General features: G+C 49.4%; 22 protein-coding genes and 1 pseudogene. 5 read left to right on the top strand and 18 right to left on the bottom strand.

The genetic code is table 11. The annotated features are described in order from the left end of the window. Positions 1 to 2 precede the first annotated feature (2 nt). The 12 genes and pseudogenes from prfB to glf form a co-directional block, all read right to left on the bottom strand. Positions 3 to 1,118, bottom strand: a complete 1,116-nt coding sequence (gene prfB / locus ACFR81_RS07390) for a peptide chain release factor 2 (protein WP_068171615.1) — start codon at positions 1,116 to 1,118, stop codon at positions 3 to 5. Between the two features lie 41 nt (positions 1,119 to 1,159). After that, on the bottom strand, positions 1,160 to 1,609 hold the full coding sequence (locus tag ACFR81_RS07385; RefSeq protein ID WP_068171618.1) for a pilus assembly protein TadG-related protein: 450 nt from the start codon (positions 1,607 to 1,609) through the stop codon (positions 1,160 to 1,162). After that, a complete protein-coding gene (locus ACFR81_RS07380) occupies positions 1,606 to 2,082 on the bottom strand; it encodes a pilus assembly protein TadE (protein ID WP_141669413.1) in 477 nt (158 codons plus the stop codon). The genes ACFR81_RS07385 and ACFR81_RS07380 overlap by 4 nt, the downstream gene beginning before the upstream one ends. Continuing rightward, a complete protein-coding gene (locus ACFR81_RS07375; protein ID WP_068171625.1) occupies positions 2,063 to 2,455 on the bottom strand; it encodes a TadE/TadG family type IV pilus assembly protein in 393 nt (130 codons plus the stop codon). Before ACFR81_RS07375 ends, ACFR81_RS07380 begins: the two co-directional genes overlap by 20 nt. Positions 2,456 to 2,476: 21 nt before the next feature. Further along, positions 2,477 to 2,656 (bottom strand): hypothetical protein, encoded by a 180-nt coding sequence (locus ACFR81_RS07370; protein ID WP_083147285.1) that lies wholly within the window; start codon positions 2,654 to 2,656, stop codon positions 2,477 to 2,479. Positions 2,657 to 2,721: 65 nt separating this feature from the next. Next, positions 2,722 to 3,654, bottom strand: a complete 933-nt coding sequence (locus tag ACFR81_RS07365; RefSeq protein ID WP_068171630.1) for a type II secretion system F family protein — start codon at positions 3,652 to 3,654, stop codon at positions 2,722 to 2,724. Next, positions 3,651 to 4,508, bottom strand: coding sequence for a type II secretion system F family protein (locus ACFR81_RS07360; RefSeq protein ID WP_145173388.1), 858 nt, complete (start codon positions 4,506 to 4,508; stop codon positions 3,651 to 3,653). The genes ACFR81_RS07365 and ACFR81_RS07360 overlap by 4 nt, the downstream gene beginning before the upstream one ends. Continuing rightward, positions 4,505 to 5,764 carry a CpaF family protein gene (locus ACFR81_RS07355; RefSeq protein ID WP_343875373.1) on the bottom strand — a complete coding sequence of 420 codons (1,260 nt, stop codon included), beginning with the start codon at positions 5,762 to 5,764 and terminating at the stop codon, positions 4,505 to 4,507. Before ACFR81_RS07355 ends, ACFR81_RS07360 begins: the two co-directional genes overlap by 4 nt. Positions 5,765 to 6,358: 594 nt before the next feature. After that, positions 6,359 to 7,120: pseudogene (locus ACFR81_RS07350) on the bottom strand (ABC transporter ATP-binding protein); the annotation flags it as partial. A gap of 2 nt (positions 7,121 to 7,122) precedes the next feature. Continuing rightward, positions 7,123 to 8,019 (bottom strand): ABC transporter permease, encoded by an 897-nt coding sequence (locus tag ACFR81_RS07345; protein ID WP_343875375.1) that lies wholly within the window; start codon positions 8,017 to 8,019, stop codon positions 7,123 to 7,125. Then, positions 8,016 to 10,052: a glycosyltransferase gene (locus ACFR81_RS07340; protein WP_343875378.1), complete on the bottom strand. Its 2,037-nt coding sequence runs from the start codon at positions 10,050 to 10,052 to the stop codon at positions 8,016 to 8,018. The genes ACFR81_RS07345 and ACFR81_RS07340 overlap by 4 nt, the downstream gene beginning before the upstream one ends. Beyond that, positions 10,045 to 11,232, bottom strand: coding sequence for a UDP-galactopyranose mutase (glf, locus tag ACFR81_RS07335; protein ID WP_068171646.1), 1,188 nt, complete (start codon positions 11,230 to 11,232; stop codon positions 10,045 to 10,047). The genes ACFR81_RS07340 and glf overlap by 8 nt, the downstream gene beginning before the upstream one ends. Positions 11,233 to 11,645: 413 nt before the next feature. Between glf and ACFR81_RS07330 the strand changes: the two genes are divergently transcribed. Next, complete coding sequence (locus ACFR81_RS07330) at positions 11,646 to 15,353, top strand: FtsK/SpoIIIE domain-containing protein (protein ID WP_190618172.1); 3,708 nt, start codon at positions 11,646 to 11,648, stop codon at positions 15,351 to 15,353. Here ACFR81_RS07330 and ACFR81_RS07325 read toward each other — a convergent pair. Next, entirely contained in the window at positions 15,321 to 15,731 is a 411-nt protein-coding gene (locus ACFR81_RS07325) for a hypothetical protein (protein WP_141669414.1), read from the bottom strand. The two genes, ACFR81_RS07330 and ACFR81_RS07325, sit on opposite strands and share 33 nt — an antisense overlap. A gap of 279 nt (positions 15,732 to 16,010) precedes the next feature. Between ACFR81_RS07325 and ACFR81_RS07320 the strand changes: the two genes are divergently transcribed. Beyond that, positions 16,011 to 16,259 carry a WhiB family transcriptional regulator gene (locus ACFR81_RS07320; RefSeq protein WP_068171655.1) on the top strand — a complete coding sequence of 83 codons (249 nt, stop codon included), beginning with the start codon at positions 16,011 to 16,013 and terminating at the stop codon, positions 16,257 to 16,259. Between the two features lie 84 nt (positions 16,260 to 16,343). On the opposite strand, the gene ACFR81_RS07315 is transcribed toward ACFR81_RS07320, so the two are convergent. From ACFR81_RS07315 to ACFR81_RS07305, 3 genes are read right to left on the bottom strand one after another with little or no spacing between them, the layout of a single operon-like run. Further along, positions 16,344 to 17,912 carry a sensor histidine kinase gene (locus ACFR81_RS07315; RefSeq protein ID WP_190618170.1) on the bottom strand — a complete coding sequence of 523 codons (1,569 nt, stop codon included), beginning with the start codon at positions 17,910 to 17,912 and terminating at the stop codon, positions 16,344 to 16,346. 52 nt (positions 17,913 to 17,964) lie between these two features. Then, entirely contained in the window at positions 17,965 to 19,338 is a 1,374-nt protein-coding gene (locus ACFR81_RS07310; RefSeq protein ID WP_190618169.1) for a CpaE/TadZ family protein, read from the bottom strand. 8 nt (positions 19,339 to 19,346) lie between these two features. After that, positions 19,347 to 20,003: an SAF domain-containing protein gene (locus ACFR81_RS07305; protein WP_068172551.1), complete on the bottom strand. Its 657-nt coding sequence runs from the start codon at positions 20,001 to 20,003 to the stop codon at positions 19,347 to 19,349. A gap of 216 nt (positions 20,004 to 20,219) precedes the next feature. Between ACFR81_RS07305 and ACFR81_RS07300 the strand changes: the two genes are divergently transcribed. Continuing rightward, positions 20,220 to 20,456 carry a helix-turn-helix domain-containing protein gene (locus ACFR81_RS07300; RefSeq protein ID WP_068172549.1) on the top strand — a complete coding sequence of 79 codons (237 nt, stop codon included), beginning with the start codon at positions 20,220 to 20,222 and terminating at the stop codon, positions 20,454 to 20,456. On the opposite strand, the gene ACFR81_RS07295 is transcribed toward ACFR81_RS07300, so the two are convergent. After that, a complete protein-coding gene (locus ACFR81_RS07295; RefSeq protein WP_141669436.1) occupies positions 20,453 to 21,001 on the bottom strand; it encodes a histidine kinase in 549 nt (182 codons plus the stop codon). The genes ACFR81_RS07300 and ACFR81_RS07295 overlap by 4 nt on opposite strands. A gap of 193 nt (positions 21,002 to 21,194) precedes the next feature. Here ACFR81_RS07295 and ACFR81_RS07290 point away from each other — a divergent pair, with 193 nt between their 5' ends. Then, entirely contained in the window at positions 21,195 to 21,920 is a 726-nt protein-coding gene (locus ACFR81_RS07290) for a LysM peptidoglycan-binding domain-containing protein (RefSeq protein ID WP_343875388.1), read from the top strand. A gap of 18 nt (positions 21,921 to 21,938) precedes the next feature. Beyond that, a complete protein-coding gene (locus ACFR81_RS07285; RefSeq protein ID WP_145173411.1) occupies positions 21,939 to 22,490 on the top strand; it encodes an Rv3235 family protein in 552 nt (183 codons plus the stop codon). 107 nt (positions 22,491 to 22,597) lie between these two features. Here ACFR81_RS07285 and secA read toward each other — a convergent pair whose 3' ends face one another. Next, positions 22,598 to 25,243, bottom strand: a complete 2,646-nt coding sequence (gene secA / locus ACFR81_RS07280) for a preprotein translocase subunit SecA (protein ID WP_068172535.1) — start codon at positions 25,241 to 25,243, stop codon at positions 22,598 to 22,600. Between the last annotated feature and the right edge of the window lie 260 nt (positions 25,244 to 25,503).

Genomic DNA, 25,503 nt, shown 5'->3' with positions numbered 1-25,503 from the left:
TCTTATTCTTTTTCGTTTCGCATTGATGCTCTCCAGCGAATGCCAGCATCAATAAAATCATCAATTTTGCCATCAAATACTGCAGAGGGGTTTCCCTCTTCATGGTTAGTGCGGAGATCTTTAACCATTTGGTAAGGGTTCAGCACGTAGGAGCGCATTTGATCACCCCAGGATGCCTTGACGTCGCCTGCTAATTCCTTCTTTTTGGCGTCCTCTTGTTCTTTCTTGAGCAAGAGCAATCTGGATTGAAGAACGCGAAGAGCAGCAGCGCGGTTCTGTATCTGCGATTTTTCATTCTGCATCGATACCACGATTCCCGTGGGTATATGGGTCAGTCGAACCGCAGAGTCAGTGGTGTTCACTGACTGACCTCCAGGACCAGAACTTCGGAATACATCCACTTTGATTTCGGTGTCTGGAATATCGATGAATTCCGTTTGCTCGATCAGTGGAATTACCTCCACCGCAGCGAACGACGTCATGCGTTTCCCCTGGCTGTTAAAGGGAGAAATACGCACCAATCGATGGGTTCCCGCTTCGATAGATAGACGTCCATAAGCGTACGGTGCTTGAACCTCGAAAGTCGTCGATTTGATGCCGGCTTCTTCGGCAAAGGAGGTATCAAGAATCTGGGTGGTAAATCCATGAGATTCTGCCCACCGTAAATACATCCGCTGAAGCATCTCAGCGAAATCTGCAGCGTCCACGCCTCCCGCACCTGAACGAATGGTGACTACAGCTTCCCGCTGATCGTATTCACCCGATAGCAGGGTAACAACTTCGAGTTCAGCCAGTTTTTTGGCAATAACTTTGAGGTCTTCCTCAGCTTCTGCCAGCAAATCAGCTTCGTCTTCTTCCTCAGCTAACTCGACCATTGCTTCAAGATCGTTAATGCTCTCTTCAGTTTGGGTAAGCCTTTCGAGTTCGGACTGGCGATGTGAGAGTTGTGAAGTTATCTTCTGCGCCTTCTCAGGATCGTCCCAGAGGCTCGGAGCACCAGCTTCTTCGGAAAGCTCTGCAATAGATTTTTTGAGCGCATCAATATCACTCACCTGTGCGATGGATGCATAGGTGAATCGTAAATTCTTGATTTCTGAGGAAAAGTCTATTGAAGCCATGACTCTTAAGCCTAGCCGATATATGAATTTTTAGTGTGGTGTTACTGTTGCAGCTCACTACGCGCTGAGCTTGTAGCTGTAATTTCTACACCTTCTGGGAGAACTATGGAGACGAGCGGAATCCTCGCACGGGCGCTGAGCGTGACTTGCGCGGTGTTTGCATCGGGTGCTCCCGTAGGATTCGAGATTCTCAATGCTTCGAATTCCTGTACAGCCCCCGTCTGTTCAAGGGTCTGGCTCACTGTTTCTGAAACCGCTGCGTTAGTGAGTCGTACATAAGGCTTATCTGAACCGCTGGATAACCCCGTTACTCGCTGGGCAGCAGCGGAGCTGAGCTGGTCGGAAAGATTTTGAAGTTGTTGCTGCTGTATATAGACGGATGTAATGCCTATTACCACAGTCGCCAGTATCAACAGAACAACGCCTAAACCAATCAGAAGAAGCATGATGCTACCTTCTTCATCAGCTGCGCGTGCAGAATCTGCTTTCATCGATACCTGCCTCCCCAAACGAATGAAGAGGAAGAGACTTCTGCAAAGGAAGCTCCCCTGACCCAAGGAATAAGAGGGAGTTGGACTTGTACAGTTGTGCTCACACGGATGGAGTCAGACTGGGAGCAGTCATTTCCACAACTTACAGCAACGCGCAGGTTCTCCGGTTCAATCCCATAGTCACGAGCAGCAAACTGTGCTGCCTGTTGCGCAGTCTGAGAATTCATCTGATCTAGCGGCTGGTTAGATATTGTCTGAGCAGCTTGATCTGCAGCGGCGTGGGCGGCCATGGTACCGGATTGCACAGCGAAAACGGAGAGCAAAAAGTAAATGGTGGGCACCATGAGCATAAAACCTAGACCAATAAATTCCACCATCGCGTTGCCCTCTTCTGAGTTATTGACACTAGCTATAGAGGTAATTTTGTGCCGAAGCGTCTGGTACCAGCTATTTCTATTTTTGGACGATTGCATGTCCGCTCACCTCAATCCCCTGATCGAATCCGAAAGGACCAACCACAGGTAACGTGCCGTGGACTCTTATCTCGATGGCATCGACCCCGTTTACCGTTACGGCCGAGCTAGAAACAGTTGTTTGATAGATATCCGGTAGACCACCAGCAATGATTTCTTCCGTACGCGTTCGTCCCTCGGATTCTGTTCTATCCAGCAGAGTTCCATAGCGTGCGCCGGCAGATGCCGCATCGAGCATGATATTGCGGGCATAGAGCGCAAAAGCAATTTGCAGAACGACGCCAAAGAGCATCAACACCAAAGCGCTGACCATCACGAACTCGGCGGTAACATTACCGCGTTCTTTGGTGTCGTTCTGAAGGGGTGAATACATGCTAAAAACCCGTAGAAGAATCTATTTGCTGACCATAGACATGGCGTTATTGAACATGTTGACCAGGGCATCCTGAGCAACGACCAACAAGGCAGCCACAAGGATGGCGGTCATCATTGTGATCATAACCCAGCCGGGGACATCCCCTCTTTCCTGGTCGTCGTACTGCGGTGCAGCCTGACCAAAGAAAGCGTTCATCATGGTGAGAGCGAAAAGGACTGTTTTCTTCATGGTTTCTCCTAGAGATTGAAGCGCAAAGCGCAGATTTAGAATTTGAAATTGATAAGGGATAGACCGGGAAATAGAGCAAAAACTACGGTAAGCGGCAGAATACAAAAGATGATGGGCGCCATCATGGCTATTTCTTTCTTACCCGCAGCTTCCATCAGCTGTCGTTTAGAAGAATCGCGTACGTCCTGAGCCTGTGCCCGCAATACTTCGGAAAGAGGAGTACCTCTCTCGATGGCGACGACGATTCCATCCACAAAACGTGCCAGTGGGGCGATTTCGGTTCGTGCGGAGAAATCTTGCAAGGACCTCACCAAACCATCGCCCGAACGTATCTGAGCAAGAATCTTTTTGAATTCACCCGAAAGCTCTCCACTGGAGCAACGGCAGACTCGCTCCAAGGCACCGGCAGCTGATTCACCGGCTGTGACCGAGAGAGCCATTAGCTCTGCGAGCGCGGGAAATTCTTCCAACATTTTGGATTCTCGTTTTTCAATGGTTTGTGTAAGCCACCAGTCTCGGGCCAGGTAACCGGCTACTGCTGAAAGGACGCAGATTGCTAAAGCCCCCGCCACCGAAATTTTTCCTTGAATCATTCCCAAGCCCATAAACAGGGCTGCCGCCACAAGTCCGATGAGCGACCACACCAACTGTTCTGCCCTGAAGCTTGACACCGAGAGATTTAGGCCAGAACGAATGAGGCGTTTTTCTAAAGCTGTGGTGTTGATAGTGGAATGGTTGAACCGTGCCAGAGCTGTTCGTATAAAAGGTCGCAGGACCTCGACAAAGCTCTCACCCATGCCCATCTGAGACTGTTGGGATTCATAGCGCAATGAAGCATGGATTTCCTGGGACTTCATCTGAGGTGCAATACGGTCAGAAAAGTCAACCGTGCGTCGTGCCAATAGTGCTGATGCAACCAACCATATTCCAGCTGCAAGACACAACCCAATCAAGATTTTGTGACTCATGCCAGTACCCTCCGTTCAGCAGGGAGCTCTCCAATTTTGAGCATGACGCGGTAGGCAACCACCGAGATGATGAGTCCGCCGAGCATGACCATCAGGCCTGGGAATGAGTTATAGACTTGCACGGTACCTGGCTGAGTTGCCATCAAGCACAGCACCACCCACGGTGCAACTACGGCGAGTTTGGCGGCATTTACCGTCCAGGATTGTCTCGCTTCAATTTCCGAACGAGTTCGGGCGTTTTCTCTCAAGAATTCGCTGAGTGTTCCCAACAATCTGCCCAGATCAGTACCGCCGACTTCACGAGTTACTTTGAGAGCCTCGACGATATTATCTGCAGTTGGATCAGCCATCCTCTCCTTGAACCGGTTCAAGGAGGCAACGAATTCTCCTGTAGATCGGTAGTCGGCAGAGAACAATTCAAAAGGCTCCCGAAGTTGCTCCGGTCCCCTATATTGCAGTTGCATCATTGCTTCTGGCAAAGAGAGACCAGCCCTAATAGCTGAGCGAAGATGGTCAACAACGTCGGGCCAAAGTTCACGGATGGCAGCAGTCCTTTTCTTTGCACGTTGTGCCACTAAAAATCGTGGCAAAAAGAAGCTGAGGACTGCAGTGATGAGAGCCAGATTATTAAGGGCAGTAATGACCCAGATTAACAGAGCAAGAAATCCCGCCACCAACGTGGAAAGTGCGTAAAACCGCTGTGGGCTCATCCGTTGAATATCCGCCTGGCGGAGCAGAACTGACATTTTAGATTCTGGTTTGTGCCGTTTGGTGATGGGTTGCGGCGCCTCCCAGAAAGAGAGCCATACGAGGAATACTCCGATACCCAGAACAAGCCCTATGATGGCGTTCATCGTTTATCCCCTCCCCCGCCAGATTTGAACAGGGATTCGCTGGTATATCCGGCACGCTCAAATTTATGGGATACGGGAAGTTCTGAAGCTGTGCACACCAGTTCATCTCCGCGGCGCTCAAAAAGAGTCGTGGTTTCAATCACTGAATTCTCTACGCGGTTGCCGAGCGCAATAATCTCGCTAACGCGGCGTCTGCCCCGATTATCTCGGCTGCAGTGCACCACGACATCGAAACAGGAAGCTACGGTGGGTACCACGAACTGGCTAGATATGTTCTCACCAGCGAGCAGGGGCAAGGTGCACATCTTTGTGACAGCATCGCGCGCAGAGTTAGCGTGAATGGTACACATGCCCGGTAAACCCGAGTTCAACGCAATCAGCATATCCAGCGATTCCGCCTCACGTACCTCGCCGATTAACAACCGATCCGGTCTCATACGCAAAGCTTCTTTAACCAGACGGCGGAGCGGGATTTCACCGGTTCCTTCTAAGTTTTCTTGCCGGCATTGGAGACCCACGACGTCCCGCAGAGGAACCTGAAGTTCAAAGATTTCTTCGCACGTTACGACTCTCTCGCGCTGACCGATACTTGCTGTGAGACAGTTCAACAGGGTGGTTTTACCAGCCTGGGTTGCACCTGAAACTAAGATGTTGAGCCCGCTAGCTACTGCGGCGTTGAGAAATTGCGCAGCTTCAGGAGTAAGGGAACCGAGTTTAACTAAATCATTCAATCTACGCGCGCGTGCGATGAACTTGCGAATATTAACAGACCAGTGCTGACGCGTGATATCGGGGATAACCACGTGTAGGCGCGAGCCGTCCGGTAGAGACGCATCTACAAAGGGGTTACTCAAATCGAGCCTGCGACCGGACTGCTTCAGCATTCTTTCCACCAGATAGCGAATTTGATCCTCTGTCAGAAGAAGTCCGGTTAATTCCGATTCGCCATAGCGAGCCACAAAAATTTCTGACGGAGAGTTAATCCAAATCTCCTCGATACTGGGATCATCAAGATATTTCTGCAATGAGCCAAAGCCACAAATCGTATCAATCAAGTTCTTGCGAATTTGAGCAAAGTCATCCAGTATGGGCAAGGTTCCTTTGACCATCCGAGACTCATATTGGGCGATGGACTGGTCAATAATTCGAGCGGCTTGATCCTGGTCTGCCAGAGGATCAATGCCGCTATGGCGGATCATTTCGCGGACGTCGCTCTCCAAGAGCTTATATCCGGGAAGCTTATCCAAAACTGGCATGTGAAATCCTCTGATGGCTGATGATGCGTAACTAGATGAAAGAATTACTGACAATCTATGCGCAACAATTGACATCAAACAAGCAGAAATATAGGGCTGCTGTGGAAAACTTCTTGAACTTCCCCCGATTCACTTCAACGCCACCTTTTAAAAAGAAACATTGATAAGCTACTATAAAGTTTTTGTCCCCTCTCCCACCAAGCATTGTCCCCAGTTGTGAAACAGACTACATATTTCGTCATAATTCACACACTTTACGCATGAAAGAAGCGCCAGATGAATCATCTGGCGCTTCTTATGAGATTTGTTTCTGCGAAATTATGCGTTCAGTTGATGCAATCGTTCACGTTTCTTTTCCAAGCGGGTAATCTCCGAATTTACTATTTCGAGTTTTTGTTCATTACTCATAGCATCAATCTCAGCCTGAGAATCCTCAGCGATATCAGCAAGAGCCACAACGACAGTCTCTGTTGAACCTGATTCAATGGCCTGCATTAGCTCTCGTCGGCTGACCTCCATGGTCTCCAGCTTCTGCTGGGCAGCCAGCAGGTCCCCTTCATACCGGTTCCGTTTGGTGGTGCCAAAAGGCAAATCACGCATAACGTCTACGGCTTCCATAGCCTCGCCGTCAAACTTGACTGCGCCCCTTTCCAGCACCACGCCACGATCACAAATCTGCGACACCAAATCAAGGTCATGGCTCACTACAACAAGAGTCTTACCGCTAGCGCACAGCTCCTTAATCTTTGCGAGGCATTTGCGCTGGAACGGCTCATCGCCCACCGCCAAAATCTCATCCACCAAGAAAATTTCAGGATCAGTATGAATAGCCACGGCGAAAGCTAGACGAAGGTACATACCCGATGAATAGAATTTCACTTCGGTATCGATAAAGTCGCCGATCTCAGAGAAAGCGACAATCTCATCAAATTTCGCTTCGATTTGTTCTTTTTCCATACCCAAAATCGCAGCGTTCATAAAGACGTTGTCGCGGCCCGTAAGGTCAGGATGGAAACCAGCACCGACCTCGATGAGTCCAGCGATGCGTCCTCGTGTTAGCACACTTCCGTCGTCGGGTTGCATAACTCCAGAGATGAGCTTCAACAAGGTTGACTTGCCCGAGCCGTTGTAGCCCAACAGCGCAACTCGCTCACCCTGGCGAATATTCATCGTGACGTCGTTGAGCGCATTGAACTTTTCGCTCAAATCACCCTTACGCCCTTTCACCAGCCAAATGAAAGCTTCTTTCATCGACCGCGTATGACGCAAAACAAAACGTTTAAAAAGGTGATCAATACGTATGACATCCGGGGCGTTCGCTGCCACTGGAGGTAGATCAAATATATCCAGTTTCATGATTACAACTCCTGTGCGAAGTTACCCTCGAACTTGCGAAATAGATAGTTCCCCAGCAATAGCAAAACAAGAGAGACACCGAATGCAACCGGCACCCAAATCGTCAAAAGATGCGGGAACATATGCCAGTTACCTGCCTCTAACAAGAATCCCTGCTGTTCAACACTCAATGTGGGTTGCCAGAAAGCGTAGTGAAAGAGTTCGACGGCAACGCTCAGCGGATTGGTCATATAGATTTGCTCGATATGTGGAATCTGCACCTCGCGAGCCACCATGGTCCAGGAATACATCACAGGAGACAGCCAGGTAGCCATCATCAAAAACATATCCACCAGGTTTTCAGAGTCGCGGAAGAACACATTGGCGACACCAAAAATCATTCCGACAGCAAGCCCAAACAGCATAATGAGAACAATTCCCACTGCCGCTGCAAGAATTTGTTTGATATCCGGTGACCACCCCACCACAAAACACGCTACGATGAGCACCAATATTTGGGGAAGAAAGTGGATAATTCCTACCCAAATAGTGGAGAGCGAGAAGAGCTGCCTCGGAAGGTAAATCTTCTTGATCAATGCCCCGTTCACCACAAAGGCACGTGCGCCGTTGCTAAAACACTCTGAGAAGAAATTAATAACGATAATGCCTGAGAAAAGATAAACAGAATAATTCTGTAGTCCTTTCTCAAGACCCAAAAAGATACCCAGAGCTAAATAAAAGACCAGGAATTGAACCGCAGGTTTAATATAAGACCAGACAATGCCCAGCACCGATCCGCGGTAGCGAACCTGGATTTCCTTATCTACGAGCAGTTTTAGAAGATATCTGTGATTGAGAGCGTCCTTCAGCCCCCGGCCTCGACCGGGGGCTGAAAACTCTCGATTAGCTATATCAGTCATCGAGTAATTTCTGACTCCGTATGCTTATTGAAAGTCTCTTGCCATGCTTCGTAAGAAGCTACTTGTTCTGCAGCTTCTTTATATTGCTTACGCAAATCTGCCCAGTCGGTAAAGAGCTTGGTATGAAGCTTGGTAGCTCGTACCAAATCCTTGCGCAACTGCTGAGGGTCACGTTTGTACCAGAACACACCGGTTCCTTCAGCATTGGTCACAAGGAGCGAGTCGAATTTTGAGACAGTCCACCAGCGATTTTCTGCATAGGTGAGCTGAATTTGCGGGTTTTTCTCCGCCATCTCATCCACTGGCTTGAAGAGCTGGCGTCCCACTGTTGAAACTGCCCACGGCACCAGCTTCGAATAGCCGGGAGCATGGAAATTACGGCGGCCCTTGAACGGAGGTTTCTTCGTCTTGGGCTGCGGGTAATCGTCAATGTTGGTCTTGAGCTGTGCGTCTTGGAAGTTCTTGACCTTGCCGCGAATGACGGGCAATCGTTCGCTCAACGAAGGATGAAGATGTTCAGGACCTGAGAGCAAATCTTCAATCGCCAACAAGCGACCTTCCTCAGTGTAGTACTGCATCGACAGAGCATGCTTTACGTCGAGGAAAAGAGACTCGCGAAGAACCGACCCACCCTTTTCAAAGGGTGAGTGAATCAAAGCAGTAATGAGTCGGTTACGCTCATGGAAGTATGCCTGCCAGCCCACCGAATCGTCTTTGTCCTGCCAGGAGACATGCCACAGACCTGCTCCGGGGAAAGACACCGTTGCAATGCCCGCCTCCTTAGCGCGAAGACCGTATTCGGCATCGTCCCATTTAAGGAAGAGGGGAAGGGACAAGCCAATCTTCTTGATGACCTCGGTGGGAATGAGGCACATCCACCAGCCGTTGTAGTCTACGTCGACACGGCGATGCATCCAGTGCGTGCTACGCAGGTTGCTTTTCGCTAAATCGTGACCCAAGGACATGTCTTCGTGGGGTCGATCGTAGAAAGTTCGCCAAGGGTTTACAACCTCGCCGAATGCGTGAAGAACTGAACGGTCGAACATGTCAAACATGTGTCCACCCACAATGGTGGGGTTCTTGCAGTAGTCGGCAAAAGTAATAAGGCGCAGAATTGATTCTGGTTCAACCACGACGTCGTCGTCCAGCAACAAAACGTAGTCGCTACCATTGTTTATCGACTCATACATGCCGCGACCGAACCCGCCTGATCCACCCAGATTACTCTGGTTGATAATGCGGAATTTACCAGAGAGAGGCTTAACGGCATTTTCAAAATCGGGGTGATCGGCTACCTTATCGGTACCTTGATCCACGATAAGAATTTCCTGAACAGACTCTAAAGCATCGAGATTTTCGCCCAGGGAGCGAATGTTATTGATGCAGTATTCAACCTTGTTCATCGTGGTAATTTGAACAGTTGCTTTGCCGCCGTCTTGACCCAAACGTGGTTCGATATCGCCCTGCCACTCAGCTTCCTGCAGAATCAGGTCACTCTTTGTGGCTGTGAGGTCGAACCAGTACCAGCCACCATCACCAAACGGGGCAAGAGTGAGCTGGAAAGTAGAGGTAGCGACGCCAGAAACGACTTTTGCGTCCACGCGCTGAATCACACCACGTGCGTTCGACTTATACACCACGATCATGCCGTCGCCTTCGGTCCTCAGCTGAAGGTTGACCGAATCTAGCTCTGTCCAACGACGCCAGTAGGACGCGGGAAAAGCATTGAAATACGTACCAAATGAAACTGTCTTACCAGCATCGATTTTGGTGGAACGGCGTCCTAAAACATCGGGAGATGCAGAACGTGAAGGAGCGTTTGCGTCCGTTTTCAACTCTTGAACTGCTGCTGCCTCTGCGATGGCGTCCGCGGCGTCGCCGTCCATACGAGTAGGAAGTTGAACACCAGTGGCGCTACCGCTATCGATGTATAGAGGGATGACGTCCGTCTGCACTGCTTCGGGCAGAATGATTCGTTGCAAGGTACGAAGAGACTTCGTCTTTGGGGTGGGGGTAGCAGTCATCTTATGCATCCACCCCGCCTGCTTCGAGCTTCTGTCCATTTTCAAAATGAGGCTTAATCTTGTTGTCGAACATAGATAGTGCCGCGCCAATAGCCATGTGCATGTCAAGGTACTTGTAGGTACCCAAACGACCGCCAAAGAGAACCTTGTCTTCACCCTTTGCAAGGTCGCGGTATGCCAAAAGCTTCTCGCGGTCGACAGAGGTGTTCACCGGGTAGTATGGCTCATCGCCCTTCTCAGCGAATCGGGAGAATTCGCGCATAATAACGGTGGCGTCCTTCGTGTAATCACGCTCGGGGTGGAAGTGGCGGAATTCGTGGATGCGGGTATAAGGCTGATCTGCATCGGGGTAGTTCATCACTGCGCAACCCTGGAAATCCTCGATGGGAAGAACTTCTTGTTCCAAGTCGATGGTGCGCCAGGAGAGGTCGCCTTCTGCGAAATCGAAGTAGCGATCGACCGGCCCAGTGTAAATCACGGGAACCTGCCCGATAACGTTAGAGCGAGAATACTCATGACCGTCTTCGAAGAAATCGGTATTGAGGTGAACTTCGATGTTTTCGTGTGCGGCCATGCGCTCAAGCCATGCGGCGTATCCATCTACCGGCAAACCTTCATACTTGTCGTTGAAGTAGCGGTTGTCATAGTTGTAGCGAACTGGCAAGCGCGAAATGATAGATGCCGGTAAGTCAGCGGGATCAGTCTGCCACTGTTTTGCAGTGTAATGCTTGATGAAAGCCTCGTAGAGCGGACGACCGATGAGCTGGATGCCCTTATCGTTGAGGTTCTGAGGATCGGTACCAGCCAACTCGCCCGCTTGCTCCTGAATAAGTGCTTTTGCTTCAGCAGGGGAATAAGCGGCGTTGAAGAACTGGTTGATGGTTCCCAGGTTAATAGGCATGGGATAGACCACGCCGTTGTGGTTGGTGTACACCTTATGAACGTAGTTGGTGAAGTCAGTAAAGCGGTTGACATATTCCCAGACACGTTCATTTGAAGTATGGAAAAGGTGAGCACCGTACTGGTGAACCTCAATACCAGTCTGCTCTTCTTTCTTACTGTATGCGTTGCCACCAATATGCGAGCGACGGTCCAGAAGCGCTACCTTGAGACCTAGTTCGGTTGCAGCACGCTCTGCGATGGTCAGACCAAATAAGCCCGAACCTACGACTACGAGATCAGCGTTCACAAAATACTCCTGTACTTCTGGTTTCCTAGCCTGCGCTAGAAGTAATTATTTTTGACCGATGGCGAGCGAATCTACAGATCTACACCTTCTGACAAAACTACCTGATGATTTATTCTAACGTGCTTTGCTAACTCACATTTTTTATACTCTTCAGAGAATTTTCTGAGCTCACCTGGGGAAAACATCGAAACACTCAGAAATATTCAGTTAATTTTAAGGGATTTTCTGAGATTTCATTGAGTTATCCACAGGTTGAAGGGACCCCCGTTGCACAAGAGAGAGCGCTTTATTCTTATTAAGAGATGCACCGAAAATTTTTACTCGCACTCAGTGAAAACGAACATCTTTTAGTTCTTAAGGTTGAAGCTCATCCGCGTCTCTCTGGCCTTCACTTGCATGAGAGGCTGCGAGAAATGCTCAATACAGAAGATTCATTCAGCGTGAGTTCTTCCGGTTCTTTGGACGACGTCCGACATTTCCAAGATATCCCCGCAGGCAGCATCATTTCTTCGAGTGAGCACCCCATATTGACTTCCCTGCCTGCGCAAAATGCCCTCTTTCTCCAAGTTATTGCTGGGCCAGATATGGGAAAGCGTTTTTCGCTGCATCGGAATTCCGCGTTCAGGGTTGGGCGAACCAACGGCGAAATTCAGATACATGACCCTCTGCTAGATACCGAATCCGCTCTAGTCTCGATGACTCCTTCAGGAATATTTATCATCGATGACAGCGAGGAGTATGAACTCAAACTTCACGAAGAAGTCATATGGGGGTCATCCGTCGTCGAGCTAGTGGAGAACACAAAGTGTCGCCACGACGTCGTCCACTCAGATCTTTTTAGCCCGTTTTCGTTGGATTTACCTCCCCGGCGACCGCTTTTTCAGCAGGTCGCCATGATAGTTCTACCCCTTCTCGTGGGAGGAGTAATAGCAGTAATAACCGGTATGTGGTTCTTTCTGATGATGTCGATAGCTTCATCCCTCATGCTGGGTATCAATCTAAAGTCCGGTCACGGCCAATCCAAAAAATATCGGCGCATCCTAGACGATGGCATTGCAAAGGATAAAGCGCGAGCGCATTCCGTACACGGTCTGGAATGCCCGGGAGCGTTGAAACGGCCTCTCTCGGAGGCTATGACGTGGGGTCGTGGCTCACGGGAGGTTAACTGTGAGAGTTCTCAGCTGCGTTTTGAGGATTTACCGATGTTGCAGTCAGTTCCCATCTATTCGCGGTTGTATAAAAACTCTGCTCAGGTATTTGACGCTCATGTTTCAGTGTCGGTGTTTCGGCATCTTCTCTTACAACTCATTCTTAAAACTAAAGGAGCTAGAATTTTCATTGATCCTGCGCTCCTTCGGATTCTTCCTGCGGAATGTGAGCTTTTGCAGGTACTACCAAACGTCGAGCTTATGAGCTCCTCCTCGAATTTAGATGGCGGTAGCGAGCAGGACTGGCTCATTTTTGCTTCGGAGAGTGACGTTAAACTTGAGGGGTGGATTGGGTCAGTAGTGCGGTTCTTGGAGCCTCACCGAAATCGCCCGCCGGTTGATGAGCTCCTCCAACGCCGTGTTCCTCTCACAATTCTCGATGAAGATACTTCGGGTGCGGAAAACAACCTCGCTCTTAGTTTCCATCATTTCGCAGAGTGTCCTGCTCCTCGGTTCGATACCGGGCAAGTACTGAGATGTACTGCTCACGGGATGGCATCGCGGACTTTTGAAAAATTGTTCTTGAACTGGCTAAATCAACTATCTACACTTGCTCTCGAACAGAATTCTGTCGTTGTATCTGAGCACCCCCTCTTTGATATAGATGCCGCGCAAGAGCGGTGGCAAAGTTCCTTATTTACTCGTTCCCTCTCATTTCCTGTGGGCATAAGCGATGGAGCAGAGACCATTCTGGATTTATCAGTTCATGGCCCCCATCTTCTGTTGGCTGGAACAACCGGGTCAGGTAAGTCTCAGCTACTGCGCTCTATCATTCTCAGTCTTGTCTACTCTTTCGCGCCGTCGCGTCTGGCGCTCGTCCTCATCGATTTCAAAGGAGCCGCAGGGCTCGGTCAATTTGAAAGGCTTCCGCACACCCAGGCGGTGCTTTCTGACTTAGAAGAAGGTGAATTTGATCGTTCACTCAAATTCTTGCGGGCAGATTTGGAAAAAAGGGAAAGGCTGTTCCGTTCTCTAGCGGTGAGCTCTTACACTGATTATCTTCACCTGATGTATAAGCGTAACGAAAAGCCCAAATACCCTGAGCTGTTAATCGTGGTTGATGAATTTAAAATGCTCACCGACCAATTTCCTCAGAGCATGAATGAATTGATGCGTGTGGCTACTATCGGCAGATCCCTCGGCGTGCATTTGCTTCTCTCTACTCAGAAACCGCGGGGGAATGTCTCCTCGGATATCACATCCAACATCGGTACCACCCTGTGTTTGCGGGTGGCATCAAGCGCCGAGTCTATCTCTGTCATAGATTCAGACCTTGCCGCCAAAATACCTCTGAGTTCACCGGGTGCAGGATATATCAAGTACTCAGATGGTTCTCTGATCCCTTTTCAATCTCTTTATATTGATTCGCCCAGAAAGCCCCCTGAGCAGGCAGCTTGCTCGCTTTCTATACTCGGAACCGGTATATCTTCGAAGACTTTGATTCCAGAGTCTGCAGATGAAGACGCGCGGTTAGCAGACTATGTAAGTCGTGTGCAGGCGGTTTGCGCGCCTTCGGACTATCGACCAATCCCCCATCGAAAGGCTTCTTCTACTCTTTCCATTTCAGAGGGCCGTCGTCTTTTGTTAGGCGTAGTTGAAATTGCCGCAGCAGGTGATCATCACGAGGTTGAACTAGATAGTCAAATCGGTCCAATTAGCCTGGTGGCAGAGCAAAATCAGAGATGGGAATTATTGAGGACGCTGGCAGTTCAGGCGCTCGCTGCGGATATAGAAACCCATATCTTGTGCGGCGAATATAGCAGTTTTACCTATTTCCAAAATTTTGTACAGGAATCGGGATGGCAGGTGAGTTCACTTGTGGGTCCTTTTGACCCTGAATTCCAAACTTTGGTGTGGAGGGAAGTTACCCAGGAAAGCTCTTCCAATCGCCCCATTTTATTTCTTATTGATGGCTTAGACAGCTGGCTTGAAATGCATGTCAAGGAGCTGGAAGCGAGCAGAACTCTGCAGAGATTACTCATGAATGCTCCAACCAAGAACCATATCGTCGTAGCAGGTTCGCATACGAGCTTAAAGGGAAGCATGGCCCAGCTCTTTTCTACTCAGTTATTGAGCGATGAAGCTATCAGTAAGGATCCGTTGAAATCAATCAGCAAGAATATTCTTCACCCCGCCCCTCATAATTTTTCAGTCGAGGGCAAACTAGTCAAGAAATTCAGTCCCCACTCAAAAATTACCTCTGCAGAATTGATTCCTGCGCAGAGCGCACTACCCAGAGACATCTCCCCACCAATATCTTCACACGAGTGCTGGAATCAGTTGCCTCTAAAGATTACTTTAAAAGAAGCTGCAAAACTTCCTCTTGTTTTCCCAGCTCATCTATCCTCACAGCAGAATCTGGTGCTTCGTACCGCTGTCACGCGGCACAACGAGCTGATGGTAACCGCTTACCCTATGCACCAGTGCACAGCTATCGTTGGTCCCCGCTTATCCGGCAAAACAGCTTTGCTAGATGCTTTGCAACAACTCAACCCGGAATACTCCTATTTGAGAATCTCGGGAAAGATACCCGCAACCGCAGAGCAACTAGCTGAAATCCAGCGACATCTGGAGACTACGCCGCATTTGGTGCTCCTTCTGGACGATTTACAATTTGTGGCACACGAGGTTCAGCAAAAAATTCTGCAGAATATGTCGCAGTTAGAGCACGTATTTTTTACGGTAGTTCCCAATCCACGTCTGATGTCTCTTCCACTGTATTCAGCCGGAATAGGCGCCATCCGCGGATTTGCGTTGATGCCGCAGAGCCCCCGAGATCTTGAGTTTTTCGCCAGCGCGAATTTAGCTGATGACCTCAAGACGGAGGGGCAAATCCCCGCTGGCAGAGTCCTCTACATCAATCAGGGCGACAGCGTAGCTCTACAGGTCCCTATCGAGGGAACGTCCCGATGAGTGCGCTTCAAAGAAAGCGTTGACGGAGGAAGAAAAGAGCATCATAATCGCGAGTCCGCCAAGAAAAACAGCTAACAAGCCAATGAACAGCTGCCCACCCACTACGGTCTGTACTCCTAGGATGACAGCAAATAATTGCCAGACTAAAAGCATTGAACGGGCTGAAGGTTTACCCGCCAAGAGCTTGCAGGCGGAAAAGGCAATGACAGCTGCAATCACCAGGAAGAAAATGGCGAGAGCGATGATACGCCCCATCCCTGTCTCAGATGCTCCCGCCGAAATAATCATGATCACCGAATAACCGGCAATAGCAAGTGCTTCGAGGAAACCCACCCCAGCTGCTACTTTGATAGAACCAGGTGCTTGGAGTGATGCCACAGATTTGCCTCTGTTCGTAATAAAAGCGGATTCTTTAGACTCCATAGTAGCTAAAAATTTAGGGTCTCCTATATACCTCATTTGCACTATTTGCACCTGTGAGATATAACTCAGCTCCCGGAGGAATTTTCTTCTAGAAACCTCTTGTTTACGCTTTCTTTACGTGGGAAAGTTATTGAGGTTTAGAAAGGCCTCTACTCGTAGGGGCCTCATTTGTTGTCATAGTATTTGTTGCAATCAGATACTTGCGAGTTAGCCTCTAATAAGGAGAACGTGCTCATGGATTGGCGTAGCCGTGCTGCTTGCCTGGAGAAGGATCCAGAACTATTTTTTCCCGTAGGAAATACTGGTCCCGCCTTACTTCAGATTGAAGAAGCAAAAACGGTATGCCGTAACTGCACGGTCATGGACACCTGTCTGCAGTGGGCTATCGAAACAGGGCAAGACTCCGGTGTATGGGGCGGTATGAGTGAGGACGAGCGACGCGCTATGAAGCGTCGAGCTGCCCGAGCCCGTCGCGCTTCCTAAGTTTAGGAAACATCGAGTATTAAGTTCCTTGAAAGAGGGGAATCAGCTAACAAGCTGATTCCCCTCTTTCTTTGTTCTAATTTATTAGTTGGTTGTCAGATGAGCACGGATGGTAACTGCTGTACCGCGAGGCTGACGCGGTTCCCATCGAATGGAACCATTGAGCTCGCTGGCAACGAGTGTGCGCACAATTTGCATGCCCAGCCCCTCCCTGCCCTTATTTTCTCGATAAGCTGACGTCCCTGCTTCTTCAATGGGATACTTCACCATTCCGCATCCATCATCACAGATGGTAACGGTGAGTTGTCGTTCATTTTGTGCCGTGAGGCTTTGTAGAGCGGTCAGGGTAACTGTCCCAGTTTCGCCGTCTAAACCATGCTCCACTGCGTTGGCAACGATCTCATTGATAACCAGCGCGAGTGGAGTAGCAAACTGGCTGGGGAGCTCACCAAAAGTCCCGTTCAATTCCGTACGAATGTGTTGACCGGGCGATGCTAGCTCGGCAGCCAGATGAAATTGGCGTTGAATGAGTTCGTCAAAATCCACGTTCTGCGTCAGGCCCTGGGAAAGAGCTTCATGGACCATTGCAATCGTGGCGACACGGCGCATCGCTTGTTCTAGCCCTTGTTTAGCTTCACCCGTTTTCATCCGTCGTGATTGTAGGCGCAACAGCGCTGAAACCGTTTGAAGATTGTTCTTCACACGATGGTGGATTTCACGAATGGTGGCGTCTTTGGTCATCAGTTCCAGTTCGCGACGTCGTAACTCGCTGACGTCGCGGCACAGCAAGATGGCACCATATCTTTCTTCCCCCAACGATGTTTCCTGCCGCAGGGGAATAGCTCGAAAGGTGACACTCGTGTTGCGCACCTTGATTTCGCCGCGCCACGGCATGCGTCCACTGAGCACCAGGGGAAGGGTTTCATCAGCGGTTTCATCCTGGGACATGAGATTTCGTGTAATCTCAACGAGCTGTTTTCCTTCAAGTTCTCCACTAAAACCTAAACGCTTATAGATAGAGGAAACGTTAGGAGAAGCAAAATTTACTATTCCTTCAGAATCCAAGGTCAGGAGGCCATCGCTGACGCGCGGGTTACCGCGGCTAGTACCCACAGATGCGCTGAATTCAGGCCAGGCTCCACGTTTGACCATTTGGATGAGGTCTTCTGCCACCGTCTTGTAGACCGTTTCTATACGAGGTGGGCGCCGCAGCCCAAAGAGCTCAGTATGGATGGTAAGAACCGCGATAGTTCGACCGTGTCTGACCAAGGGAAGCACACCGGTTCGAAGTATTAGTTCATCGGAGGTTTCAGTGTCATCAAGGTACTCGGTCTTTTGATGCCGCCACACTTGCTGGACTACTTCCAGCAGCTTCTCCCCCATTTCTTGGTCTACCATATCGCGGTAAAACACTGTGTGAACGGTGGAGGGGCGAACCTGCCCGGCGCTAGTAAAGTGACGAGGAAATGCAGGCGCCCTCATTGCTGAGAGGTGCTCTGAATCCGGAAGATTCTTTTCGTCCGGTAACCAAAGCACTATATCTGCATGAGCGGTGTCTGCGATTATTTGCCAATCGCCCATCAACAAATGTAACCATTCGGTGTCTCCTGGTCCCAGCGACGCCGCATGTAATTTTGAATCGTTGAGTGACATTACCCCTCCAGAAAAGTTGCTTCATGAAAGATTTTAGTCGCTCATGATCCTTCTAAGATTTACGTTTCCAGGCGCGCCATTTTGCCCTCGAAGGATCATGCGATGATTCTTTACCTGGTGCAGACCGGGTAGCAATGGTCAGATTGTCAGACGAAAACTCACCAACTCCCCTCGCTTTTGTTTCTTCGATAATCAGCGATTCGATCAGGGTTCGTAACGCTTGGCAAACATCTGAAGACGGCGCACTTTCTGCCAGGGTCTGCCCCGTGAGCCAAGATTTATCTATGGCATCTGGATTCCACGGAATAAATCCTTCGATGGGAAGTTGTGGACCGAATCTCTGCCAAGAATGTAGAATCTGCTCCTCCGGTTGCGGTCCGATGGAACCGGGGCGGACTTTGTTGATCCAAACATGCACTTTAGATTTTTCGACGTGGACGTTGGGGGTGGAAAGCAATTCCGAAATTGCTTTCATCACACGAGGCACGCCTAAGGCATCGGCGACCCCCACCAGGATAATTTCATCGGCTTGATCAATTGCAGTTAAAGTAGCTGCGTTTCTGCGTGGCGCGACACCGTCAAAGCTCAGTTCTTCATCAGCTTCTAAAGAAAACCCCGCATCCACTAGCACAAAGTCGTATTTTGCAGTCAATGTTTTCAACACGCTCTCGAGCGCTTGGGAACGTATTTCGGGCCACCGATCAGCTCGGGTTATTCCGGTGACCACATCTAGAGTTCCGCTCTCAATCTTTACCGTGCTCATGATCTCTGCAATTTTCTCTGTTTCCAGATTTCCTCGATCTGCCAAATGACATAGCTGGGACAAAGTTGAATAATCATCCATCATGCCCAAAAGCGAGCTCAGCGACGGAGCATACGTATCGGCATCGACAATACACACGGTATGTTGTTGGTCAGCGAGTATTGCCGCACAGTTTAGAGCGAGAGTGCTACGCCCCGGCGCGCCGGCTGGCCCCCAGAAGGTGATGATTTTCCCTTGCCTATCAGGTTGTACATCTTCTAAGGCCGCAGATGACAGTTCTACCCCTGAAAGAGGACCTCGACCGCTCACACTAACGGGAGTATTTTCGACTTCTTCAGCAGCAGTTTCTAGCGCCTCGATAACCTCTGAAGGGTTCGCCAACGCACTCAGGTAGCGAATATTTTCCAGGGGTTCTGGATCCCCTGGGTCAACGACAGCAACCACGCCGACATCGCTCTCCGCCAGGTAATTCACCAGTGAGGCAGTTAGATCTTCGAATCCACTAATTAGCAGAACGGCTCGAGCAATGCCCGTCTGGGCGATACCCAAAACCTCAGCGAGCTCATGTACGTGTCTCGCTACGCTAACGATACCGCGTTCGCTTTCGATAGCTTCAATATATTTGCCTGAAATATCGCCAAGAACAATAACAGGTACATTCACCGGGCTACCTACTTCTGTCCAAAAGTTGTGGGAACCAAATTAATCTTGTTTTCGTTGTTGGTGGCGTTGAGCACTTCCGCCAGGGCGTCATCGGTGACAAGCAATTGCACAGCAGATTTTCCTGTACTACCAATCATCGATTCCTCAGAATGGACGCCGCTCACCTCAGCGGCTTGCATGACAACTTGCGGTTCAGAATAGGCAGTACCGTTGTCCTTTTTCTTCGATACCCAGATATCTACTCTGTCGCCGGTAGTAAAGGAAGACGCAATAGTAGAATCCATCACAACGGTTGCTAGACGACGGCCGTCATGATCTTGCGCTTTTACAGTATTCTGCTGCAGAAGTGCTCCTGCAGGAATGTTCTGATTGGCTCGGGCGTAATCTGGTAGTGCATCATCTGCGGAGAGATAAAGGTTTTCAGAATCGCCCAATCTCACCTCTGAGAGAGTGAGGTCTTCCTGTCGAATTTCATCTCCCACTTTGATGTCGTGGGCAGCAATGTAGTAATTCTGAGTTTTGTTAGTAGCTCTCATGACGCCGATGACAGCGAGGACAGAAAGCAAAATAAGCAATAATCCAATCAAAAGCTTAGGATCTTTCCACCCCGGTTTATGAATGCGCTCGGCAATGACCTGAGGAGTGACGGTTACTTTCTGAGCCATAGTGGTATCCCGTGTTCGAAATCTGCGATGAGTGATTTGACCAACAGCATACGATGCAATGTCTACTAAAAATAGACTAAAAGCAACCAACCGCACTTTTAGGGACATGCAACCAAATGTACATTTTGTCCCCTTAAAAACCTTTTTCCTAGTCAAACACCAAGAGTCGAGATTATAGTTACTGTAACGGCATCAAACTACATCAAAGAGGTCACAATGGTTAAGAAAAGGTTTCATACCCTCCCCGAGATTTGCGAAATTCTCAACATCACTATGAGTCAAGCACGAGCTCTCGTCAAAAAAGGAGAACTTCCCGCCATTCAGGTAGGCGGACGCGGTCAATGGCGTGTAGAAATTTCTAAACTCGAAGAATATATTGAGCAAGCATATGAACGAACCCAACAACAGGCTGCCAAAGAGGCAGAGGACCAAAAAACCAAAACCTCAGCCTAGGTAAGCAGCGAACAGCAGGCACTAACCTGAGAAAGCTGCACCGTTCGCCACCCTGAGATTTGCTGGGCACGAAAGTGCCCTTCGAGGGGGTGCAAGGCTATTTCTGCGAAATCGAGTCCAACCCTCTCAATTGTTCCCTCAGTAGTTACTGCGCCCATGTTGTGAAAAATACGCACAGGAATGCGAGCACTCGCTAACGCGCGAAAAGCGTACCCTAGCGAGAGCGAACGAGAAACAGAACGTGCTTCCACCGTAGAGAATGGCGTTCCACCTTCCCACCAGTTGACAGAGTTCATTGGAATTAAAATATTCTCCGAATGAGACTGAAGTTGAATCCATCCTTTTCCCAGGGATTCAAGAGTCCCTTCCCATTGCAACGAATCGCCCGTATTGACGCGCACAGAACGTCCTATTTGCGCCGCCAGACGGTCGGCTTGTTGAATCTTGGCGAATTCACTTCGTCGCACATCACGAGCCTCAGCCTCCACGACTCTTTGATTTTCTGCCGCTAACTGCGTCTCATAATCACGAAAAATTCTCTCCATTCTCATGCTCTAAAAGTAGCATCTCCCCCGTTGAACCCACATGAACTACATATTTGGGGCATGAAATCTCTTTACTATTACTTAAAACACATTCATAATCAAAATAAAGCATCAAAATGCATCAAACGATACGAAATGATTGATTATGAGAACGAAAATTAATATCCCTCTTTCCAGGGACCTCTTTCTTCTTGTGCTCGTTCCTATCCTTTCGCTACTAGCCATTGCGGCAGCGAAGCAGCTACTGAAATCAGGAAAGAATCTGGACCCAGTAGAAAGTGGGCTTATCATCCTCGTTGCTTCCGTAGCAGGGATGATGATTCTCTGGTGGACTATCGGTTTACTAGGAATACTAAAAGCTATCTGCACAGCCGAAGGACGGGGCTCTGTCCAACTACCGCATTGGGCTCCAGCCGTTCTACGGCGTGTAGCGGTAGCTGTTCTCGGATTATCAATCTTTGCTACTCCAGCTCAGGCGGTAGATATTACTGCTGGCGCAGAGCCCAGCGCTATTTCCAGTGTGAGCGCCCCAGATGCGGCGGTGTTGCCCTTCTTTCAATCCTCTACAGCCGATGAAGCGGAACATCCGTTCGTCGAACAGCCTCTGCTCACAACGCAGAAAGTTGAAATGACATCCACGCAGAAAGATACAGACAAAGCTGCACCACAGATTCTCCCCTTTTTCATGTCCGGTATGAGAGAGGAGCCCGAGGGTTCCTCCACGACCTACACGGTGGCCGCCGGAGATAGTCTCTGGAGTATCGCGCAAGCTCACCTACCAGAGTCTGCGACCCCTTCAGAAGTGCTGGACTTCACTCATCAGATCTATGACCTGAATCAAGTAAATCTCGGAGAAATGGATGACCCCATCTTCGCTGACCAGATTCTCACCATTCCCACTTTCACCCCGCACGCATAACTATCCAGGAGTAAAACAATGTCCCATCCCCATGGCCCTCTTAAGCAATCATCCCTATCTGCCGATCTCCGAGCAGATGAGAAGCAGACCAATTTTCTTGCTATTTCAGCCGAAGACTACGAAAAATTTAGGCGCAAAATAGTCAAAGAAGAACAACCTGACTCAGTTTCTCGGGGAATCCCTCTCAAACCTTCAGACTCACAGTGTAGAGCCATCGAAGTAATGTGCGCTGGGATAGGTGTCGTTCTGCTTGAGGTATTTGCTGGACGCCGTCCAGCTTCTCATGTGTCGAAATGGCTCAGCAAAGAATGTCAGCAAAGGGTTGTCCTCAGAAGCAAAGTAACTGCAAATAGCCTACGGCGAAAATACGCTCGGGTCCCTCTCAATCACTCGCCTTTTGCACCCCAAATTACGATGCCGAAAACTCGCAGAGCCAAAGCGCAAAAGATTTCTCCCACGGTCTTTGAGGTTTCCCTCATTATGCAAGACTATGCCCGCGTGAGAGCGATGGCGTTGCGGGTAGAAAAGGTTTTCTCCAGATGGCAAATCACTGAGATAGAGATTGCCTAAGCAATGCCCGTTGTTCCCGCACGTTCCCTGATGATGCTGAAGCTGGGACCTAAAAATTGGCCTCCGCATGTAGTGCGGAGGCCAATTTTCGACTAAGACTAAATGTCTTACTTCCTATGCTTCATTTTCACTTCTGACTCATCTACAAACTCATTTTCCAGAGTTTTCGTCTCGGTCCCACCAGATTCGGATGGAGCCGAATACTGCAAGAACTTAGGCTGAGCAGGAATATCCAACTTGATATTGGACGAGCGAGTACGCTGCTTGGAAAGGTCGAGATGATAAAGGTAGCTGACGGTTTCTTCGCGTACTGCATCCATCATTGCCTGATACATTCCATAGCCTTCACGCTGGTACTCCACCAGTGGGTCACGCTGAGCCATCGCTCTGAGCCCAATGCCTTCTTTGAGGTAATCCATCTCGTAGAGATGCTCAGGCCAATGCTTACCAATGACTGAGAGAACTACTCGACGTTCAATTTCTCGCATAGCCTCTGATCCGACTTCTTCTTCACGCTCTTCGTAAATGACCTGTGCGTCTGCAAGAACTTCCTTGACCAGCTGGTCGCGAGTAATTTTGGACTTATCTCCGGCGTCTTCCGCCAACTCATCAACAGTGAGAGTAATAGGATATACGCTCTCCAGATTCTTCCAGAGTTTAGCGAAGTCCCAATCTTCGGCATGCCCTGTGCTAACTTCAGCGTCGATGGTAGAAGTCAGAACATCACGGGTGAACTTTTGGATGTTCTCCTTGAGATCATCACCGTGCAAAATGGCGTTGCGATCCTTGTACATAGCTTCACGTTGGCGGTTAAGAACATCATCATATTTGAGAATATTCTTTCGTTGCTCGGCGTTTCGGGATTCAACCTGCCCCTGGGCAGAAGCGATAACACGCGAAACCAATTTAGAATCTAGCGCAGTATCATCGGGAGCACCCGCCATAAGGCGACCCGCAGCCTGTCCATTGAACAGACGCATCAAATCGTCAGCTAGAGACAGATAGAACCGCGATTCGCCGGGATCGCCCTGGCGACCTGAGCGACCGCGAAGCTGGTTATCGATGCGGCGCGATTCATGGCGTTCGGTACCCAATACGTAGAGTCCGCCCACAGCGGTGACTTCATCGTGTTCAGCTTGAGCTGCATTTTCACACTCAGCTAAAACCTCGGGCCAGCGGGCCTCATACTCTTCAGTATTCTTTTCGGGATCCAGCCCTAAAGACTCCATCTTTTCAACAGCATTGAATTCTGGGTTACCACCGAGCATGATGTCGGTACCACGGCCAGCCATATTGGTTGCAACAGTCACTGCACCTTTACGACCTGCCTGAGCCACGATTGCAGCTTCACGGGCGTTGTTCTTCGCGTTCAACACCTCGTGTCGCACGCCTTCGCGCTTCAGGAGCTTCGAAAGGTACTCGCTCTTTTCAACGCTGGTTGTACCCACCAAGACGGGCTGCCCTGATTCGTGGCGTTCTTTAATATCTTTGACGACCGCATTAAATTTAGCGATTTCGTCCTTATAAACCTTATCCGGCTGATCCTTACGAGCAACATCTTTGTTAGTCGGAATCGGAACGACACCAAGCTCATAGGTATTCATAAATTCTGCCGCTTCGGTTTCAGCAGTACCGGTCATACCGGAAAGCTTGTCGTACATGCGGAAGTAATTCTGCAAGGTGATAGTAGCCATCGTCTGGTTTTCGGGCTTAACCTCAACCTTTTCCTTGGCTTCAATTGCCTGGTGGATGCCGTCGTTATATCGACGACCAGAAAGAATACGTCCGGTGTGCTCATCAACAATCATGACCTCGCCGTTCATCACGACGTAATCTTTATTATCTTTGAAGAGCTCTTTTGCTTTAATAGCGTTATTCAAGAAACCGATAAGAGGGGTGTTGGAAGACTCATAGAGGTTGTTGATACCCAGGTGATCTTCAATCTTATCGATGCCCGGTTCCAAAATACCTACGGTGCGCTTTTTCTCATCTACCTCATAGTCATAATCGGCTTTGAGGGTCTGTGCAAACCGCGCAAATTCGGCATACCAGCGGTTGGCTTCACCAGCAGCGGGACCGGAAATAATCAGCGGGGTTCGTGCCTCATCAATCAAGATGGAGTCCACTTCGTCCACGATGGCGAAGTTGTGACCGCGTTGTACCTGCTCTTCCACAGTCCACGCCATGTTATCCCGGAGGTAATCGAAACCGAATTCATTGTTGGTGCCGTAGGTGACGTCTGCTAAATATTCTTTACGACGCTGTTCAGGAGTCTGGTTTGCAAGGATAACGCCTGATTCCATTCCTAAGAATCGGAAGACGCGCCCCATTAGATTTGCTTGATATTCAGCGAGATAATCGTTGACGGTGACCACGTGTACGCCCTTGCCAGTGAGCGCGTTCAAGTAGGCAGGTGCGGTAGCAACCAGTGTTTTGCCTTCGCCCGTCTTCATTTCGGCGATATTCCCCAGGTGGAGCGCAGCGCCGCCCATAAGTTGGACGTCGTAGTGGCGCTTGCCGAGGGTGCGCTTGGATGCTTCTCGAACCACCGCAAAGGCTTCTGGCAACATGGTGTCCAGCGATTCGCCGTCCTGAGCTCTCTTTCTAAACGCATCAGTTTCAGCGCGGAGTTCAGCATCGCTCATGGCGATAAAGCTGTCTTCTAGAGAATTCACCGCATCAGTGTAAGCGCGGAGCTGTTTGAGAATCTTCTTGTCTCCAACTCGAAGAATCTTTTCTAGGAAAGATGCCACTGAAAACTGACTCCTTGTAATAACGAAAGTAGAGGTTACGGGTCTCTCCCCAAAGGTAAGAGAAGACACGCTTTCACCATTCTAGGTTACTCTCTGCTCAGAATTTACGAGGTATGGCTTTTCTTCTGTGGGCTAACGGTAAGACATTGGGCACATTTTGCCCTTGAGGTTACACGATATAAAACAAGCAGAGTCGGTAGATTTTTATCTACCGACTCTGCAAAAAATATCTACATTAGGTTTGCTTGGGCACCCAATAT

This window comes from Rothia amarae, from assembly GCF_042677725.1.
Lineage (GTDB): Bacteria > Actinomycetota > Actinomycetes > Actinomycetales > Micrococcaceae > Rothia > Rothia amarae.
Note: the sequence above shows the minus strand (reverse complement) of the source record. Positions and strands in the feature narration are given on the sequence as shown.

What these genes read in the sequence shown, in the direction of transcription:
- prfB (WP_068171615.1), bottom strand. Translation starts at nt 1,118, where the DNA reads ATGGCTTCAATAGACTTTTCCTCAGAAATCAAGAATTTACGATTCACC.
- ACFR81_RS07385 (WP_068171618.1), bottom strand. Translation starts at nt 1,609, where the DNA reads ATGAAAGCAGATTCTGCACGCGCAGCTGATGAAGAAGGTAGCATCATG.
- ACFR81_RS07380 (WP_141669413.1), bottom strand. Translation starts at nt 2,082, where the DNA reads ATGCAATCGTCCAAAAATAGAAATAGCTGGTACCAGACGCTTCGGCAC.
- ACFR81_RS07375 (WP_068171625.1), bottom strand. Translation starts at nt 2,455, where the DNA reads ATGTATTCACCCCTTCAGAACGACACCAAAGAACGCGGTAATGTTACC.
- ACFR81_RS07370 (WP_083147285.1), bottom strand. Translation starts at nt 2,656, where the DNA reads ATGATGAACGCTTTCTTTGGTCAGGCTGCACCGCAGTACGACGACCAG.
- ACFR81_RS07365 (WP_068171630.1), bottom strand. Translation starts at nt 3,654, where the DNA reads ATGAGTCACAAAATCTTGATTGGGTTGTGTCTTGCAGCTGGAATATGG.
- ACFR81_RS07360 (WP_145173388.1), bottom strand. Translation starts at nt 4,508, where the DNA reads ATGAACGCCATCATAGGGCTTGTTCTGGGTATCGGAGTATTCCTCGTA.
- ACFR81_RS07355 (WP_343875373.1), bottom strand. Translation starts at nt 5,764, where the DNA reads ATGCCAGTTTTGGATAAGCTTCCCGGATATAAGCTCTTGGAGAGCGAC.
- ACFR81_RS07345 (WP_343875375.1), bottom strand. Translation starts at nt 8,019, where the DNA reads ATGACTGATATAGCTAATCGAGAGTTTTCAGCCCCCGGTCGAGGCCGG.
- ACFR81_RS07340 (WP_343875378.1), bottom strand. Translation starts at nt 10,052, where the DNA reads ATGCATAAGATGACTGCTACCCCCACCCCAAAGACGAAGTCTCTTCGT.
- ACFR81_RS07330 (WP_190618172.1), top strand. Translation starts at nt 11,646, where the DNA reads ATGCTCAATACAGAAGATTCATTCAGCGTGAGTTCTTCCGGTTCTTTG.
- ACFR81_RS07320 (WP_068171655.1), top strand. Translation starts at nt 16,011, where the DNA reads ATGGATTGGCGTAGCCGTGCTGCTTGCCTGGAGAAGGATCCAGAACTA.
- ACFR81_RS07315 (WP_190618170.1), bottom strand. Translation starts at nt 17,912, where the DNA reads ATGTCACTCAACGATTCAAAATTACATGCGGCGTCGCTGGGACCAGGA.
- ACFR81_RS07305 (WP_068172551.1), bottom strand. Translation starts at nt 20,003, where the DNA reads ATGGCTCAGAAAGTAACCGTCACTCCTCAGGTCATTGCCGAGCGCATT.
- ACFR81_RS07300 (WP_068172549.1), top strand. Translation starts at nt 20,220, where the DNA reads ATGGTTAAGAAAAGGTTTCATACCCTCCCCGAGATTTGCGAAATTCTC.
- ACFR81_RS07295 (WP_141669436.1), bottom strand. Translation starts at nt 21,001, where the DNA reads ATGGAGAGAATTTTTCGTGATTATGAGACGCAGTTAGCGGCAGAAAAT.
- ACFR81_RS07285 (WP_145173411.1), top strand. Translation starts at nt 21,939, where the DNA reads ATGTCCCATCCCCATGGCCCTCTTAAGCAATCATCCCTATCTGCCGAT.